Raw genomic sequence first — 14907 nt, 5'->3', positions numbered from 1 at the left:
TATTCTCTGTCTGGCTATATTTTCCGACAACCACTTAACAAAGGGAAACATGATCTCTCGTCGCATCCCGGCCGCAGGACTGGCCGTCGCCATCGCCGCTATCCTGGGCCAGGCCCCCGCATTTGCTGCCGCCCCGCTGGCCAAGACCCAGGCCCCCGGCTACTTCCGCATGATGCTGGGCGATTTCGAAGTGACCGCGCTGAACGACGGCACGGTGGACCTGCCGGTCGACAAGCTGTTGCACGAAAAGCCGGCCAAGACCAACCAGGCCCTGAGCAAGTCCTTCCTGAAAGCACCGCTGGAAACCTCGGTCAACGGCTACCTGGTCAATACCGGCAGCAAGCTGGTGCTGATCGACACCGGCGCCGCCGGCCTGTTCGGCCCGACCCTGGGCAAACTGGTGGCCAACCTGAAGGCGTCCGGCTACCAGCCGGAACAGGTGGATGAAGTCTACATCACCCATTTGCACCCGGACCACGTGGGCGGGGCGGCCGCTGCCGGCAAAGCCGCGTTCCCGAACGCCGTGCTGCGTGCCGACAAGCACGACACCGATTTCTGGCTGAGCAAGGTGAACCTGGAGCAGGCCCCGGCCGACAAGAAGGGCTTCTTCCAGGGAGCGATGGCGGCGGTGTCGCCGTACAGCGATGCGGGCAAGCTGAGCCCGTTTGAAGGCAACACCGAGCTGGTGCCCGGCATCAAGGCCGAAACCCGCTACGGCCACACGCCCGGCCACACCACTTATGTGGTGGAAAGCAAGGGCCAGAAACTGGTGCTGCTGGGCGACCTGCTGCACGTGCAGGCGGTGCAGTTCGACGACCCGTCCGTGACCATTGACTTCGACAGCGACAGCAAGGCCGCGCTGGCCCAGCGCAAGGCGGTGTTCGCCGACGCGGCCAAGCAAGGCTACCTGGTTGGCGCAGCCCACCTGCAATTCCCGGGCCTGGGCCACATCCGCAGCCAGGGCAAGGGCTACCAGTTCGTGCCGGTGAACTACACCATCCCGCGCTAAGCCGGGCAGCCGGGCAACCGGAAACCGGCTAGCGTCCCAGCAGCTCACACCAGCCGGAACCACCCCAGCGCCGCACCTGCAGCCAGCAGCCACAGCAAATGGATGCGGGTGCGCCAGATCACCAGCCCGGCGGCAGCCGACAGGGCCCACAGCGGCCAGTCGCTGGCGCTCTGGGCGTTGGCGGTGGCCAGGATGATGCCGGTCGACACCAACAATCCCACCACCACCGGCGCCATACCCTGCTTGAAGGCGCGCACACCGCGCCGTTCCCGGTTGCGGTGCAGCCATTGCGAGGCGAGATAGGTCAGCGTGGTGCTTGGCAGCATGATGCCGGTCATTGTCACCAGTACGCCCATCACGGCGGCCAGCCAGCTGCCCGCGTTCAAGCCCACGTTCCAGCCCATCAGCGCCACGAACAGCACGTTCGGTCCCGGCGCGGCCTGGGCAATGGCGACGGCGTCGTTGAACTGCGCCGGCGTGAGCCACTGGTGCTGCTCCACCAGGTAGCGGTGCATTTCCGCCGTGGTGGAAATGGCGCCGCCGATGGACATCAGCGACAGCAGCAGGTAGTGGCCGAACAGGCTGAGCCAGTCGGCCGCGCTCAGCACAATGTGGAGAGGGGGATTCATGGCTTGATCCTGCGATAGGTGAGGGCGCAGCACAGGCCACCCAGGCCCAGCAGCACATAGGCCAGCGGCACGCGCAGGACGGCCACCAGGGCGACCCCCAGCAAAGCGGCCGGCAGGCTCCAGAACAGCGGCAGCGGGTGCTTGCGCAAGGCGGCGGCCAGCTTGAAGCCGGTTGCGCCTATCATGCCGGCCGACACCGCCGCCATGCCGCGCAGTGCGCCCTGTACGCCCGGGTGGTCCGCGTAGTGCGCGTGCAGCACGGCCAGCAGCAGCACCACCAGCAGCGGCACCGCCAGCATGCCGGCCAGCGCCGCCATGGCGCCGCGCAGGCCGAAATAGCGGGCCCCGATCACCAGCGAGAGGTTGACCACATTCGGGCCGGGCATGATTTGCGCCACCGCCCATTCCTCCATGAACTCTTCCTGTGTCAGCCATCGCTTGCGCTCGACCAGCTCGCGCTGGACCACGGCCAGCACGCCGCCAAAGCCTTGCAGGGCAAGCAGGGTGAAGGAAAAAAACAGGTCGCCGAGCGAGGTGGGCCGTGGACGCTGCGCATCCGCTTCGTGGGGGAAATTATTGCTGGATATCATGCTGCCATTATCCTTGACTTTGGGATTTATTGTTCGATACTCCTCTTCACCGGGCTTTACCGGCCCGCCGACCTGTGAAGGATGATTGATGGATGCAATGACACTTCCTGCCCAGTCCGCAAGGCTGGCGCCACCTCAACAGCGCTCGGATGAGCGCTGTAGCGCGATCGTAAACAAGGGCATCGCGGTGCAGAACTGCTTCAGCACCTTGTGCGCGATAGAGTATCTCAAGTCCAACAATGTTCGGCCGGACGTCATCGAACGCGTGCTGCTCCACCCGGATCTGCGCCGTAAGTTCCCGCATTAAGCCCCGTTTCCCGTCAATTTCGCCCGGTGCCGCAAGCTTGCCGCACCGGGTACACTTATGCACAAAAATTGGTAATAAGAAAATGCGCAAAAATATTTTAACGGCGCTTTGCATGTAGCGCCAAGTGCTTGATTTATAAGGGGATAAAATCTGCCTTTTGAATGGGCAGTTTGTAGAAAAGCCCATAGATACGGGCCGTATGCACTGTCAAGTGGCCCTTATCCACAAAGATATCCACATTCGCTGTGGATATCGGAAAAAGCGCTTGAGAATCCGCTACTTAGCGTGCGCAACCGGTGAGATGCGGGCGTTTAGGCGGCAAGTTGGCAGGAGTTCCGGGGGAGATAACTACTGTGCGGCCATACAGTAGTCTAGGCTATTCCGGGGCGGTGCCCAGCACCAGCTTGCGTCCCAGCAGCTCCTCTTCGGGCGCACCCAGCAGGGCGGCGGCTTTGCCGTTCAGTTCCAGGATGGTGCGCTGTTCGTCCAGCACGAAGCGCACGCTGTCGTCGAGCTTGGCCTGCACGGCGGCCAGGTGGCGATCCGCTTCCACCAGGTTGGCATAACTGCGCAGCGACGCGATGACGGTGGTAAACAGTTTGCGCGTCGTCAAGTCGCTCTTACACCAGAAATCGTTGATGTCGTAATCCAGGATGATGCTGTGCTCCAGCGCCTGGCCGGGCTGGCCCGTGCGCAGCACGATGCGGACCAGCTTGTTGTGCAGCTCGTCGCGTATCTGGCGCGCCACCTTCAGGCCCGCCTCGCTGGTTTCCATGATCACGTCGAGCAGCACCAGCGCCACGTCCGGCGTGGTGCGCAGGATGTGCAGCGCCTCGTCGCCGCTATAGGCGTGCAGGAAGCTGAGGCGGCGGCCCTGGAAACAGGCATTGCTGAGGGAGAATTTGGTGACCACGTGAACGTCCACGTCGTCGTCGACAATCAGGACGCGCCAGGGCGCAAGGACGGGCGCGGCGCCGGACTGGTCCGCATTGGCAGGCATATCTTCTTCTATCATCCAGTCAGCGCTGGTATCTTCTTTCACGTCCATGCACAATCCCGTGGGCTATTCAGACTTGTGAGTGCATCTGCTTCCGTCAACACTATTCCTCGCCTGCATTTTTGTCAAAGGATTCTATCGGGCGCGATAAAACGCCCCGTGAAGGCTTGACTATGCGGTCGGAAAATATTTTTTCAACTGGCAAAAAGCCAGCGTTTGGCGGGTTCAGATGCCTTTCCAAGTCCTTGATTTTATTGGTTAAAAAAACTGCCTGCCAAATTGGCATTTTATTGAAACCCGCGCCGTTGCTGGCTTTGCGGGCTGTCAAGTGGCACTTTTCCACATCGTTATCCACAGTTGGTGTGGATAAGCTGAAAAAGCGCTTTAAAAACGGCTCCTTACGGCGGCTTCCTCAGGAATCGGCGAGCTTGTGGTTTTTAGAGCCTGGCCTTCAAGCTCTCCAGCTCCGCCATGAAGCGCTCGCACGCCAGCGCCGGTGGCCAGGGCTCCCACGGCGCGCCGCCGTAGGCAGCGTGCAGCGGGTCCGTGTCCAGCACGTCCGCGCGTATCTTCAGGGTGCGCCTTACCTCGTCGCGCGACCAGCCCACCACGTGCACAGCCTCGCTGGCGGCAGCCAGGCGGTCGGCCTTCTTGTGGCGGCGGTGCTCGGCGGGCGTCCAGGCCGGCACCCCGTAGCGCAGGAAGACCGCGCTCTCCAGGCGCTGGCTCAGCGCACGGAAACTGTCACCCAGGAAGGGCTTCAGCACCGAGATGCAATCGAAGCCCAGCAAGCCTTCCTCGGCGTCGTGCAGCAGTTCGCGCAATTCCAGCACCGGCGCCAGCGGCTTGCCGCCCGCAGCCCATGCCCGACGCAGCTGCATCACAGTGAGCGAATGCTGCGCCACCGACAGCGGCAGCGGCCACGCGGAGTGCCCGCCCCAGCGGTAAGTGCGCGCCAGGCCCAGGGCCAGGTCGCCATCGTCCCAGTCGAAGGGCGTGGGGTCGAGTAAATCCAGTCTTTTTCCCGAGGGCATGCGCACCCAGGCGCGGGTGTCGTGACGGGCGTGTTGCGTAGCGCGGCTCATCCCGCATTGTAATCCCGCCACGCCTATTATGGAAATTCGTATGCTTTAGAGCAATACTGTGCATTTTTGCAATACACTGGCGGCTTCCCATAAAAACTCCCGGAGACACCATGGCGGCACGTCCTTCCTACCTCTATCCCGGCGGCTCGGTGATGATGCATGCGCCGCTGCAGCTCAAGCAGTCCGAGATGTACGGCTTCTTCGTCAAGGGCGACCTGGCCAAGCTGCAGCGCACGCTGGACACCAGCCTGAACGCGGTGGCTAACGGCCGCATGCGATTCAAGGCGCTGTCGCCCTATGTCATGCTGACCTTTACCCGGGTCAACCATGCGGACTCGGCGGTGAGCGTGGACCAGGCCAAGGGCTGGATCACGGAAATCGACATCGTCACCTGGATCATGACGGGCGCGATGGACGCGCAAGGCAAGCTCGACCATATCTACTGGTATCCGTGCCACATCTTCGTGGACGACGCCATGGCGCTGATCAACGGCCGCGAACTGTTCGGCTACCCCAAATACCTGTGCGAATACGACATCCCCGAAGCCGGCACGCCGCCGCTGCGCTGCTCGGTGTCGGCCAAGGGTTTCCACCCGTTCTCGCCCGAGACGCGCATCGCCATGCACCCCCTGCTGGAAGTCAATGCCACCGAAAAGACCGGGCTGGACAAGCCGATCGGCAGCATGGCCGACCTGCTGGAAGAAGCCATCACCCTGTTTCTCTCAATGCCGGACTTCTTCAATATGGACCAGGACGGCTGGGACGACGTGCTCTCGTTGCTGCGCAATCCCCGCATCGACCAGATCTTCCTCAAGCAATTTCCCGACAGCGCGGGTGTGAAGGCGGTCTACCAGGCCATCGTGGCGGCCCCGGCCGAGATTGAAACCCTGCACAGCGCCCGCTTGCTGGGCTACGAATACCAATGCGTGCTGCATGCTTTCGACAGCTTCCCGCTGCACGACACCCTGGGCCTGCAGCTGGGGCCGCAGCAAGCCATCCTGCCCTTCAACGTCAACTTCGACTTCACCGCCATGCCGGGCGAAGAACTGGTGGACAACTCCGCCATCGCGCCGGAAAAGATCGCCATCCTGGGCGGCGGCGTGGGCTCGATGACAGCCGCCTATTACCTGACCGACCAGCCAGGCTGGCAGAACAACTATGAGATCACCGTCTACCAGCAAGGCTGGCGCCTGGGCGGCAAGGGCGCCAGCGGACGCAACCCGGCGCTGGGCGAACGCATCGAAGAGCACGGCCTGCACATCTGGTTTGGCTTCTACGCCAACGCCTTCCAGATGATCAAGGCCGCCTACGCCGACCCCGGCCGCACGCCCGGCCAGGCGCTCGCCACCTGGCAGGACGCCTTCAAGCAGCACGACTACGTGGCCCTGTCCGAACAGGTGGGCGAGGAATGGCGCAACTGGTCCATCGTGTTCCCCACCTTGCCGGGCGAGCCGGGCGAGGGCGGCGAAGACGTCACGCTGTGGCAGATGGCGGTGGCCATGGTGGGCTGGATCGACCAGTGGCTGCGCCAGGTGCGCAGCGTGACCGCGGAGATCGAGCACGAGCGCGCGCTGCCGCGCGCAGACGGTCTGCCGGACTGGCTCTACCACATGGCCGACGCCGCGCGCACCGAAGCGCTGGAACTGGCCGACGACGTGGTGGCCTCGGCCGGCGCGCTGCTGGCGCTGGTGAGCAACCTGTCGCCGGACGCCACGCAGCACGAGCGCCACCAGCACAAGCTGCTGTCCAATTCGCTGGGCGGCATCCGCGCCTGGCTGCATGCGCGCTACCGCAAGCTGATCGACGGCAACGACGACCTGCGCCGCATTTTCATCTGCCTGGACCTCGGCATCACCGTCATGAAAGGCATGTTCGAGGACGACGTGTTCTCCGAAGGATTCGACGTCATCAACGACATCGACTTCCGCGAGTGGCTGCGCAAGCACGGCGGCGACGAAGAATACAGCGTCAACTCGGCCCCGGTGCGCGGCTTCTACGACCTGGTGTTCGCCTACGAACAGGGCGAGTTCGGCAAGCCCAACGTGGAAGCCGGCACGATCTTGCGCTCGATGGCCCGCATCGGCCTGGCCTACAAGGGCGGCATCATGTTCAAGATGCAGGCCGGCATGGGCGACACCATCTTCACGCCGCTGTACGAAGTGCTCAAGTCGCGCGGCGTGAAGTTTGAATTCTTCCACAAGGTCGAAGAGCTGGTGCCGGACGGCGACACCGTGGGCAGCATCCGCATGACGCAGCAGGTCAAGCTGGCAGGGCCGGCGTACGACCCGCTGGTGACGGTGAAAAACCTCGGCTGCTGGCCGTCCGTGCCCAACTACAGGCAGCTCGACCCCGAGCAGGCCGAACTGCTGCAAACCCGGGACATCAACCTCGAGTCGCACTGGACCGATTGGCCGGCGGTGTACCAGGAAGCATTCGGCCGGCCGCTGCCGCAGCGCGTGCTGCGGCGCGGCGTCGACTTCGACAAAGTCGTGTTCGGCATCTCGGTCGGCTCCTTGCCGCTGCTGTGCCCGCAGTTGCTGGAACGCAGCCCCAAGCTGCGCCTGGCCGCCGAGAAGGTGCAAACCGTCGCCACCCAGGCCTATCAGGTCTGGCTCGACAAAGACCTGGCGCAGATGGGCTGGACCCACCAGCCCGGCGGCCAGCAGCCCGTGCTGAGCGGCTTCACCGAACCGTACGACACCTGGGCGCCGATGGACCAGCTGCTGTGCCGCGAGCAATGGCCGGCCGGCAGCGAGCCAAAGAATGTCTCCTACTTCTGCAGCGCCTTGCCGGTGGCGGACTACCCGCCTGCCAGCGAGCATGGCTTCCCCGCGCTCATGGCGGCGCGGGCCAAGGAAGGCGCGCTGAACCAGGTCGGCAAGGAAATCTGCGCGCTGTGGTCGGCGGCCGGCCCCGCCGGCGCCTTCCCGTGGCACTGGCTGATCGACCCGGCGGGCGGCACCGGCCCGGCGCGTTTTGACAGCCAATACTGGCGCGCCAACATCGACCCCTCCGAGCGCTACGTCATGTCGGTTGTCGGCAGCACCAAATACCGCCTGGCCACCGACGAATCCGGCTTCAGCAACCTCTACCTGACTGGGGACTGGATCAAGACCGGCCTCAACGCCGGCTGCGTCGAAGCCGCCGTCATGGCCGGCATGCAAACCTCGCGCGCCATGACCGGCCACCCCGCCACCATCCACGGCGAAACCGACTTCTAACCCACCGAAAATGGGGGGCGAAAATGGGGTCAGGGTTAATTTTTCGGGAAATATTTCCTGATTAATTAACCCTGACCCCATTTTCAAGGTTAGATATTCTTGGAAATATTTCCAAATTAATTAACCCTGACCCCATTTTCAGGGGGGGAGGCGGCGTTGGAGGAGGGCGAGGACGGCGGCTTCTTCGGGGCTGAGCTCGTGCAGGTCGGCGCTGAATTCGCGCTCGGTGCTGGCGCGCAGGGCGTCGAGCTGGCTGCCGTCCAGGTAGGCTTCGATCACGGCGGGGTGGATGTAGCATTTGCGGCAGATGGTGGGCGTGTTGCCGAGCTTTTGCGCGACCGCTTCGATGGCGCGCACGATGTTTTTCCTGGCCTGGGTTTCGCTGTCGAAGCGCTCGAACTCTTGCAGCGCGAGCGCGGCCAGCACGGTGCCGTACCAGGTGCGGAAATCCTTGGCCGTGTAGTCTTCTCCGCTGATGCTGCGCAGGTAGTCGTTCACGTCGGCCGAGCCGATGCTGTGCGTGGCGCCGTCGTCGTCCACGTATTGAAACAGGTCTTGCCCGGGCAGCTCGCGCGTGCGCCGGATGATGCGCGCCAGCCGCCGGTCGTTGACGGTGACGCGGTGCTGCACGCCGCTCTTTCCCCGGAAGTGGAATTCGACTTCGCTGCCGTCTATCCGCACGTGGCGGTTGCGCAAGGTGGTGAGGCCGAACGATTTGTTTTCGCGCGCGTATTCTTCGTTCCCCACCCGCATCATGGTGACCTGCAGCAGGTGCACCACCGTGGCCAGCACTTTTTCGCGCGGCAGGCCGGGCAGGTCTAGCGCGGCATCCACCGCCGCGCGGATGCCGGGCAGGGCACGGCCGAAGGCCAGCATGCGTTCGTATTTCACTTCGTCGCGCACGCTGCGCCAGCGCGCATGGTAGCGGTATTGCTTGCGCCCGCGCGCGTCGCGCCCGGTCGCTTGCAGGTGGCCGTTGGCGTGCGCGCAGATCCAGACCTGTTCCCACGCCGGCGGGATGGCCAGGCTGCGGATGCGGGCCAAGGTGTCCTGGTCGCGCACCGGCCGCCCGTCGGCGTCGACGTAGCGGAAGCCTTTGCTGGTGCGCTTGCGGGCGATGCCGGGCTGATGGTCGCCCACATAGCGCAGGCCGGCGGCCTTGGCGGCTGCGGGGGCGTCGGCCGGCGGCAGGGGGCTGGTGGCGGAGGGCGTGTCGCGTTTCATGCAGGCATGGTAGGCCTTTCCCGGCCGCCATTCCGTTCCCTGCCGCACATAGTCACTCGGCGGTGACGCCCGCCTCGGCCGCGCTGCGGGTGGAGGCGCGCAGGTCGGCACAGGCCTGGTCCAGGGCGGCGGCCACTTCCGGCAGGGAGTCGACCACCAGCTGCAGCTCGCCGGCGGCGGACAGTTTTTCCAGGTCGTGGCACAGGCTGTGCAGGCCGGTGTCGCTCAGGTAGCCTGCGCTGCCCTTGAGCGCGTGGAAGGCGGCCGACGCGGCGTGGCTCTTGCCGCCGAGGGCGGCGTTGCGCGCCACTTCCAGGCGGCGCGGCGCTTCTTCCAGGAAGGCCTGGGTGATGCGCTGCATGTGCTTGGGCGACAGGCCGGCCAGCGGCATGATGCTGATCCTGCCGGGCGCGGGGCCGCCGTTCTCGCCGCCGGCGGTGGCTGCACCGGCCTCGCCGCCGCCACTGTTGATGCTGCCGCACGGCGGTTCGACGCCGAACTGCGCCGCCAGTTCGGCTTCGGACGGCGCACCAGCGGGCTGGGCGCCGCTGCGGGCCGGGCCGGGCGCGGCCAGGGTGTAGCCGGAGTTCCATTGGCTGCCGCCGTCCGGTGCGGCGTCCGCGGCGGGCGCGGGCCCGAGCGGCGGCAGGTTGCGGCCCCGGCTGAGCAGCTGGGCGATGGTTTTTTCAATCTGGTCGTACAGCAGCCGTTCGTCCACCGGCTTGCTGAGGAAGCCGTCCATGCCCACCGCCAGGTAGCGCGCGCGGTCGTGGTCGCTGGCGTTGGCGGTCAGCGCGATGATGGGCACGCTGGTGTCGCGCACGCGGTAGTCCTCGCTGCCGCCGCGCCGCACCAGGCGCGCTGCCTGTTCGCCGTCCATGGCCGGCATGCGGCCGTCCATCAGCACCAGGTCGAAGTCGCCGGCGCTGAGCGCTTCCAGCGCTTCGATGCCGTTTTCCACCAGCACCACCTCGTGCCCCATGGTTTCCAGCAGGGTGCTGATGATGATCTGGTTGGTGCGCACGTCTTCCGCGCACAGGATGCGCAGGCGGTAGGCGTGGCGCTGTTCGCGCGGCGCGGCCAGCACGTCCGTTTCCGGCGGCACGCCCAGGGTCAGCGGCAGCGTGAAGAAGAAGGTGGAGCCGACCCCGGGCTGGCTGGCCACGCCGATGTCGCCGCCCATCAGTTCCACCAGCTCCTTGCAGATGGCCAGGCCCAGCCCGGTGCCGCCGTAGCGTCGCGTGGTGGACATGTCGGCCTGCTCGAACTTCTGGAACAGGCGCTCCATGGTGGTTTCGCTGATGCCGGGGCCGGTGTCGCTGATGCTGAAGTGCAGCATGGTGGCGCCGCGCTGGTCCTTGCCGGCAGCCGCTTCCAGGCGCACTTCGCCGCGGTCGGTAAACTTGATGGCGTTGCCCAGCAGGTTGAGCAGGATCTGGCGGATGCGGGTGGGGTCGCCCAGCACGTAGCGCGGCAGGTCCAGCGCCAGTTCACGCCGCAGCAGCAGGCTCTTGGCATCGGCCTGGGCTTGCAGGATGCCGATCGCTTCGTCGATCAGCGTGCGCAGGTCCACGTTGATGGTTTCGATCGAAAGCTTGCCGGCGTCGATCTTGGAGAAGTCCAGGATGTCGTTGAGGATGGCCAGCAGCGCCTCGCTGTTCTGCAGGCCGATGCGCAGGTATTCCTCGGTGCGCCCCTGCACGGTGTGGTCGCGCAGCGCGAACTTGAGCATGCCGATCACGCCCGCCAGCGGGGTGCGGATGTCGTGGCTCATGGCGGACAGGAAGTCGATGCGGTGGCGGCTGACGATCTCGGCGTGCTCCTTGGCCTCGGTCAGCTCGGCAGTGCGCTCGTTCACGCGCTGCTCCAGGTGGTTGCGCAGCAGGCGGATCTGGTCGGCCAGCGCGAAGGCCAGCAGGATGCCGTCCAGCGTGCCGCCCAGCAGGGTGAATAGCTGGGCGTTTTCCACCGCGGCCGGGATCAGGCCGACATTGGCGGGCAGGATCAGCAGGCCCGGCAGCATCAGGGCGATAAAGCCCAGCACGAAAAAGCGCGCCGGCTGGTAGCCGTTGCGCCACACGATGATGCCGCTGGCCAGGGCCATGGTCATCCAGATCATGATGGCGACGGTGGCCAGCGTGTGGGCCCAGTTGAGCGCGATGAAGCAGCTCGGCAGCAGCGCCAGCGGCAGCACGATGTTGATGGTGCTCAGCTTGTACAGCGTGGGCGAGGTGTCGCGCAGCTGCAGGAAGGTGCGGTAGAACAGCGTGCTCAGCACAGGCAGCAGGAAGAAGGGAATGTAGTGCACGTGCAGGTTGTGCCAGTCGAACAGGTCGGCCGGCAGGTGGAAGGTCAGGCCCCAGCCGGCCGCGTAGCACAGCACGTACAGCGAGTAGTACAGCGGCGAGCGCTCGCGCGTGTAGCTGTAGATGAAGAAGTTGAACACGGCCAGCGCGAGCAGGGCGCCGATGGAGCCGATGATGAGGAAGTTTTCGCGCGCCACCAGCTGGCGGTAGGCGCTGCGCTCGGTCACCGCGAACACCGGCGTGCGCGCGTAGAAGGGGCTGCTGAAGCGTATCAGCACTTCGTAGCTTTCTCCAGGCTGCAGTTCGATGTCCTTGCCGTAGTGCAGCAGGTATTCGTGGGGGGCGCGGTAGCCGGACACCCGCTGCTGCACCGCGCCGTCCGGACCGTAGATGCGGGTTTCGACCGCGTCGATCAGGGTGTCGTTGGGATCGATCACCCAGGCAGTCTGGCGCGTGTCGTTGCGCAGGCGCGCGTGCAGCCAGTAGCCGCCGCCCAGCAGGTCGACCTGCTTGGCGGGCTGGAGCGCTGCCAGGAAGGCCGGCAGGCCGGCGGCGTCGGCGGGGAAGGGGGAAGCCGGGGCAACCGCCTTGCCGGCATGGTACAGGCGGGCGCTGCGCATCAGGTCGAGCGAGCCGGTGCCTGTCAGCACGGCCTGGCCAAGGCGGGTGTCGGCCGCGCCGGCGTCCGGCGCTGCCTGTGCGCGCGCCTCCGAGGGCGCGGCCAGGCTGGTCAGCACGGCCAGCGTGACTATCATCAGCATGCAGGCGAACAGTGCCGCTAAGCGGATGGAGATCTTGCTGGCTGTACTCATGTTGTTGGCCAAGGGCATCGCGCTGGGATAGTAAAATGGCGTAAATCTTGCCTTATTCTAATCGACTATTCGGGGGAAACCTATTTTGCTGATCACGCCGGAACAAATCGTTGCCTTTCTTGCAGCAGCAGTGGTGATCACTGTATCGCCGGGCCCGGACAACCTCATGGTGCTGGGCGTGGGCATGTCGCGCGGGCGCACCAAGGGCATCGTTTTCGGCCTGGGCTGCGCGCTCGGCTGCCTGAGCCATACCGTGCTGGCCACGCTCGGCGTGAGCGCGCTGATCGCGGCCTCGCCGCTGGCCTTTACTGCCCTCAAGGTGCTGGGCGGGATGTACCTGATCTGGCTGGGCTGGGGTGCGCTGCGCAGCCCTGGCGGCGCGCGCGTGGAGGGCGGCGGGGTGCCGGACGAATCGCTGCTGCGCCTGTTCGGCAAGGGGCTGTTTGCCAACAGTATCAACCCGAAAGTCGTGCTGTTCTTCCTGTCCTTCCTGCCCCAGTTCGTGGTGGCGGGCAACGGGCCGGTGAGCTGGCAGACCGCCCAGCTCGGCTTGCTGTTCACCTTGCAGGCCTGCGTGCTGTTCGGCCTGCTGGGCTATTTCTCCGGCGCCATCGGCAAGTGGCTCAACCGCAGCCCGCGCGCCGGCTTGTGGATGGACCGCGTGGCCGGCACCATTTTCGTGGGCCTGGGCATCCGGCTCATCGTTTCGCGCTGATCGCGAAGCGCAGCTCCAGCTCGTCCTGCACCGCGAGCGCGCCGCCCATGACGGCGAACGGCTTGATGCCGAAGTCGCTCTGCTTGAGCATGAGCGTGCCGCTGGCGCTGATGCCGTCCGGACGCGCCGTCAGCACCGCCGGGATCGCGTAGCGGCGCGTGACCCCGTGCAGCGTGATGTCGGCCTGCAAGGGGCCTTGCGGCGTGGTCACTGCCGCCACCTCGACGTAGGGATATTTGTCCGCGTCGAGTACCTTGGTCAGCATATTGTTGCGGGTGCCGGCGATGGCGTCCGCCGCCGGCGTGCTCTCCATGCCTGCCTCGGCCCGCAGCGCGCTTTCATCGACTGTCATCTGATCCAGGCGGAAGCGGAAGCGCGTGCTGCCGGGCTTGCCTTGCGCGGGCGCGCTGGCCTGGCCCTCGATGTGGCGGCTGGCCACCACGTGGTCGTGGCCCAGCCTGGCAAACAGGCCGCCGCGCCGCACCACGGCCACGATGCGGGAAGCACCGCTATCGATCTTCAGCGGCGCCCCTTCCGCCTGGGAGCCGGGGGCGGACGCAGGTGCAGGCGTTGCTGCAGGCTGCGCCTGGCTGGGGCGGCTGGCCGGGGGCTTGGCGACAGCCGGGGCCGCCGCACGCGCGGCTGGCTGCGCCTGCGGCGGCGCGCTGGCGATGGGCGCGCAGGCGGCCAGCGCAAACGCCGCAGCGGGCCATGCCGGCCGCGCGAAATATAGATGATATTTTGATAATTCCCGTGTAGTATGTTTGTTCTTTTGAGTAGTCATTGGCGACATGGGAGGATGTATGGGACTTGTGAAGGGAGGGGTGCTGGCGCTTGCCGTCCTGGCCGCTCCGGTGGCTTGGGCGCAGCAGAGTTTGCAGCTGTCCGATTGTAGTCCAGCTGCGCTGGACGTGCTGCACCAGCGCATCTACGAGACGGAGGGCAAGCTGCGCCCGCTGGTCATGTCGCGCGACGTGCTGCACGTGACCATGTGCGACGATCCCGGTCCCCGCATCCAGCTGCGCGCCCTGGCCAGGGCGCTGAAGAATGACAGCATCATCGAAGGCAGGGAAATCTTCAACAAGCCCGCGCCCGACCCGATACTGGACGGCGCGCTGAACGACGCGTGCGGCGGCAAGCGTCCCTGCACGGCGCAGGTGTACCGCCGCAAGGATTACGATCCCGGCACCCAGGTTCCCTATGCCAAGAGCGGCGGCCTGCCGCTGGCGCGCTTCCTGGGCCACATGGGCGTGGACGGGCACTTCGAGATCACCGGCCGCGCGGCGGCGCAGGTGGGCGGCTGGTCCACGGATGCGCTGGACATCCTGCAGGCGGCGTCCCAGGACGCCGACCTGTACGAGTGGGGCAACCCCGCCGCCCACGCCCAGACCGTCAACGATGCCGGCAGCGGCCGCATCGTCCGCGACCAGGAAGCCGCCGCCTCGGCCACCTTCGAACGCTGGAGCAGCGCCTATTTCACCAAGGCCGCGCAGCTGTGCGCGCAGCAGCGCCCGCGCGAGGCGCTGTACCTGATCGGTTACGGCCTGCATGGCGTACAGGACCTGGCCTTCCATGAAGGCATCACGAATGCCGAGCACGCCTACCGCGATTTCCGCCTGAATGAACAGATCGACGCGGACGACCACGGCCAGTACCAGGAAAAGCTGGGCGCCGCCGTGCTGGGCACCAGGCTGGTGCTGTCGGGCTTGAAGCAAAAGCTGCAGGCTGCCGTGCCGGGGTGCTGGGCGTCGCTGACAGGCTACACCGGCAAGACCGCGCTGTCCGGCGCGGAACGGGAAGCGCTGCTCATACGGCCGGGCCAGCCGTCCGGCAAGGACTTCGGCATAACGGCTTACTGGGAATACCATCGCCTGAGCGGCACCGTGTACCGCCAGCTGATGGCGGGCGCCGGCGAGGCTGATTTCTACATTGCGCAGCGCTGGCTGCGCGGCCGCAATCCAGTGCTGCTGCGCGGGTATGCGGACCGCATAGTCGGCGCCGTCCAGTTCTAG

The 14907-nt window shown here is 65.7% G+C and carries 13 protein-coding genes; 5 read left to right on the top strand and 8 right to left on the bottom strand.

Going from position 1 to position 14907, the window contains the following annotated elements; genetic code table 11:
- Positions 1-49: 49 nt before the first annotated feature.
- Entirely contained in the window at positions 50-1009 is a 960-nt protein-coding gene (locus ASC94_RS05140; RefSeq protein WP_056391604.1) for an MBL fold metallo-hydrolase, read from the top strand.
- 44 nt (positions 1010-1053) lie between these two features.
- Here the strand turns inward: ASC94_RS05140 and ASC94_RS05135 are convergent, their stop codons facing one another.
- Both ASC94_RS05135 and ASC94_RS05130 read right to left on the bottom strand, forming a co-directional pair.
- Positions 1054-1638: a chromate transporter gene (locus ASC94_RS05135; RefSeq protein ID WP_056391601.1), complete on the bottom strand. Its 585-nt coding sequence runs from the start codon at positions 1636-1638 to the stop codon at positions 1054-1056.
- Entirely contained in the window at positions 1635-2228 is a 594-nt protein-coding gene (locus tag ASC94_RS05130; protein ID WP_056391600.1) for a chromate transporter, read from the bottom strand. The genes ASC94_RS05135 and ASC94_RS05130 overlap by 4 nt, the downstream gene beginning before the upstream one ends.
- An 88-nt stretch (positions 2229-2316) precedes the next feature.
- Between ASC94_RS05130 and ASC94_RS05125 the strand changes: the two genes are divergently transcribed.
- On the top strand, positions 2317-2535 hold the full coding sequence (locus ASC94_RS05125; protein ID WP_056391597.1) for a hypothetical protein: 219 nt from the start codon (positions 2317-2319) through the stop codon (positions 2533-2535).
- 376 nt (positions 2536-2911) lie between these two features.
- On the opposite strand, the gene ASC94_RS05120 is transcribed toward ASC94_RS05125, so the two are convergent.
- The 3 genes from ASC94_RS05120 to ASC94_RS05115 all read right to left on the bottom strand — a co-directional run bounded on the left by ASC94_RS05120 (position 2912) and on the right by ASC94_RS05115 (position 4617).
- Positions 2912-3583, bottom strand: coding sequence for a PAS domain-containing protein (locus ASC94_RS05120; RefSeq protein ID WP_082616176.1), 672 nt, complete (start codon positions 3581-3583; stop codon positions 2912-2914).
- Between the two features lie 52 nt (positions 3584-3635).
- Positions 3636-3860 carry a hypothetical protein gene (locus tag ASC94_RS32285; protein ID WP_157201282.1) on the bottom strand — a complete coding sequence of 75 codons (225 nt, stop codon included), beginning with the start codon at positions 3858-3860 and terminating at the stop codon, positions 3636-3638.
- A gap of 109 nt (positions 3861-3969) precedes the next feature.
- The gene (locus ASC94_RS05115; protein ID WP_056391594.1) at positions 3970-4617 is read right to left on the bottom strand and encodes a hypothetical protein; all 648 of its coding nucleotides are present in this window, start codon (positions 4615-4617) and stop codon (positions 3970-3972) included.
- A gap of 110 nt (positions 4618-4727) precedes the next feature.
- Here ASC94_RS05115 and ASC94_RS05110 point away from each other — a divergent pair, with 110 nt between their 5' ends.
- Positions 4728-7838, top strand: a complete 3111-nt coding sequence (locus ASC94_RS05110; protein ID WP_056391588.1) for an NAD(P)-binding protein — start codon at positions 4728-4730, stop codon at positions 7836-7838.
- Between the two features lie 138 nt (positions 7839-7976).
- On the opposite strand, the gene ASC94_RS05105 is transcribed toward ASC94_RS05110, so the two are convergent.
- A complete protein-coding gene (locus ASC94_RS05105; protein WP_056391585.1) occupies positions 7977-9062 on the bottom strand; it encodes a DNA topoisomerase IB in 1086 nt (361 codons plus the stop codon).
- A gap of 52 nt (positions 9063-9114) precedes the next feature.
- Positions 9115-12180 (bottom strand): hybrid sensor histidine kinase/response regulator, encoded by a 3066-nt coding sequence (locus ASC94_RS05100; RefSeq protein WP_056392176.1) that lies wholly within the window; start codon positions 12178-12180, stop codon positions 9115-9117.
- A gap of 85 nt (positions 12181-12265) precedes the next feature.
- On the opposite strand from ASC94_RS05100, the gene ASC94_RS05095 reads away from it, so the two are divergent.
- Positions 12266-12895, top strand: a complete 630-nt coding sequence (locus tag ASC94_RS05095) for a LysE family translocator (protein WP_056391582.1) — start codon at positions 12266-12268, stop codon at positions 12893-12895.
- Here the strand turns inward: ASC94_RS05095 and ASC94_RS05090 are convergent.
- Entirely contained in the window at positions 12879-13679 is an 801-nt protein-coding gene (locus ASC94_RS05090) for a YceI family protein (protein ID WP_082616172.1), read from the bottom strand. The two genes, ASC94_RS05095 and ASC94_RS05090, sit on opposite strands and share 17 nt — an antisense overlap.
- 19 nt (positions 13680-13698) lie before the next feature.
- On the opposite strand from ASC94_RS05090, the gene ASC94_RS05085 reads away from it, so the two are divergent.
- Positions 13699-14907, top strand: coding sequence for a hypothetical protein (locus ASC94_RS05085; protein ID WP_157201281.1), 1209 nt, complete (start codon positions 13699-13701; stop codon positions 14905-14907).

It is taken from the genome of Massilia sp. Root418, assembly GCF_001425265.1.
GTDB lineage: Bacteria > Pseudomonadota > Gammaproteobacteria > Burkholderiales > Burkholderiaceae_D > Rugamonas.
The sequence above is the reverse complement of the archived record's forward strand: the minus strand, read 5'-3'. Positions and strand labels throughout refer to the sequence as shown.

Bases quoted from the DNA above. Each gene is read 5' to 3' on its own strand.
- ASC94_RS05140 (WP_056391604.1), top strand. From the start codon at position 50: ATGATCTCTCGTCGCATCCCGGCCGCAGGACTGGCCGTCGCCATCGCC.
- ASC94_RS05135 (WP_056391601.1), bottom strand. From the start codon at position 1,638: ATGAATCCCCCTCTCCACATTGTGCTGAGCGCGGCCGACTGGCTCAGC.
- ASC94_RS05130 (WP_056391600.1), bottom strand. From the start codon at position 2,228: ATGATATCCAGCAATAATTTCCCCCACGAAGCGGATGCGCAGCGTCCA.
- ASC94_RS05125 (WP_056391597.1), top strand. From the start codon at position 2,317: ATGGATGCAATGACACTTCCTGCCCAGTCCGCAAGGCTGGCGCCACCT.
- ASC94_RS05120 (WP_082616176.1), bottom strand. From the start codon at position 3,583: ATGGACGTGAAAGAAGATACCAGCGCTGACTGGATGATAGAAGAAGAT.
- ASC94_RS05115 (WP_056391594.1), bottom strand. From the start codon at position 4,617: ATGAGCCGCGCTACGCAACACGCCCGTCACGACACCCGCGCCTGGGTG.
- ASC94_RS05110 (WP_056391588.1), top strand. From the start codon at position 4,728: ATGGCGGCACGTCCTTCCTACCTCTATCCCGGCGGCTCGGTGATGATG.
- ASC94_RS05105 (WP_056391585.1), bottom strand. From the start codon at position 9,062: ATGAAACGCGACACGCCCTCCGCCACCAGCCCCCTGCCGCCGGCCGAC.
- ASC94_RS05100 (WP_056392176.1), bottom strand. From the start codon at position 12,180: ATGAGTACAGCCAGCAAGATCTCCATCCGCTTAGCGGCACTGTTCGCC.
- ASC94_RS05090 (WP_082616172.1), bottom strand. From the start codon at position 13,679: ATGACTACTCAAAAGAACAAACATACTACACGGGAATTATCAAAATAT.
- ASC94_RS05085 (WP_157201281.1), top strand. From the start codon at position 13,699: ATGGGACTTGTGAAGGGAGGGGTGCTGGCGCTTGCCGTCCTGGCCGCT.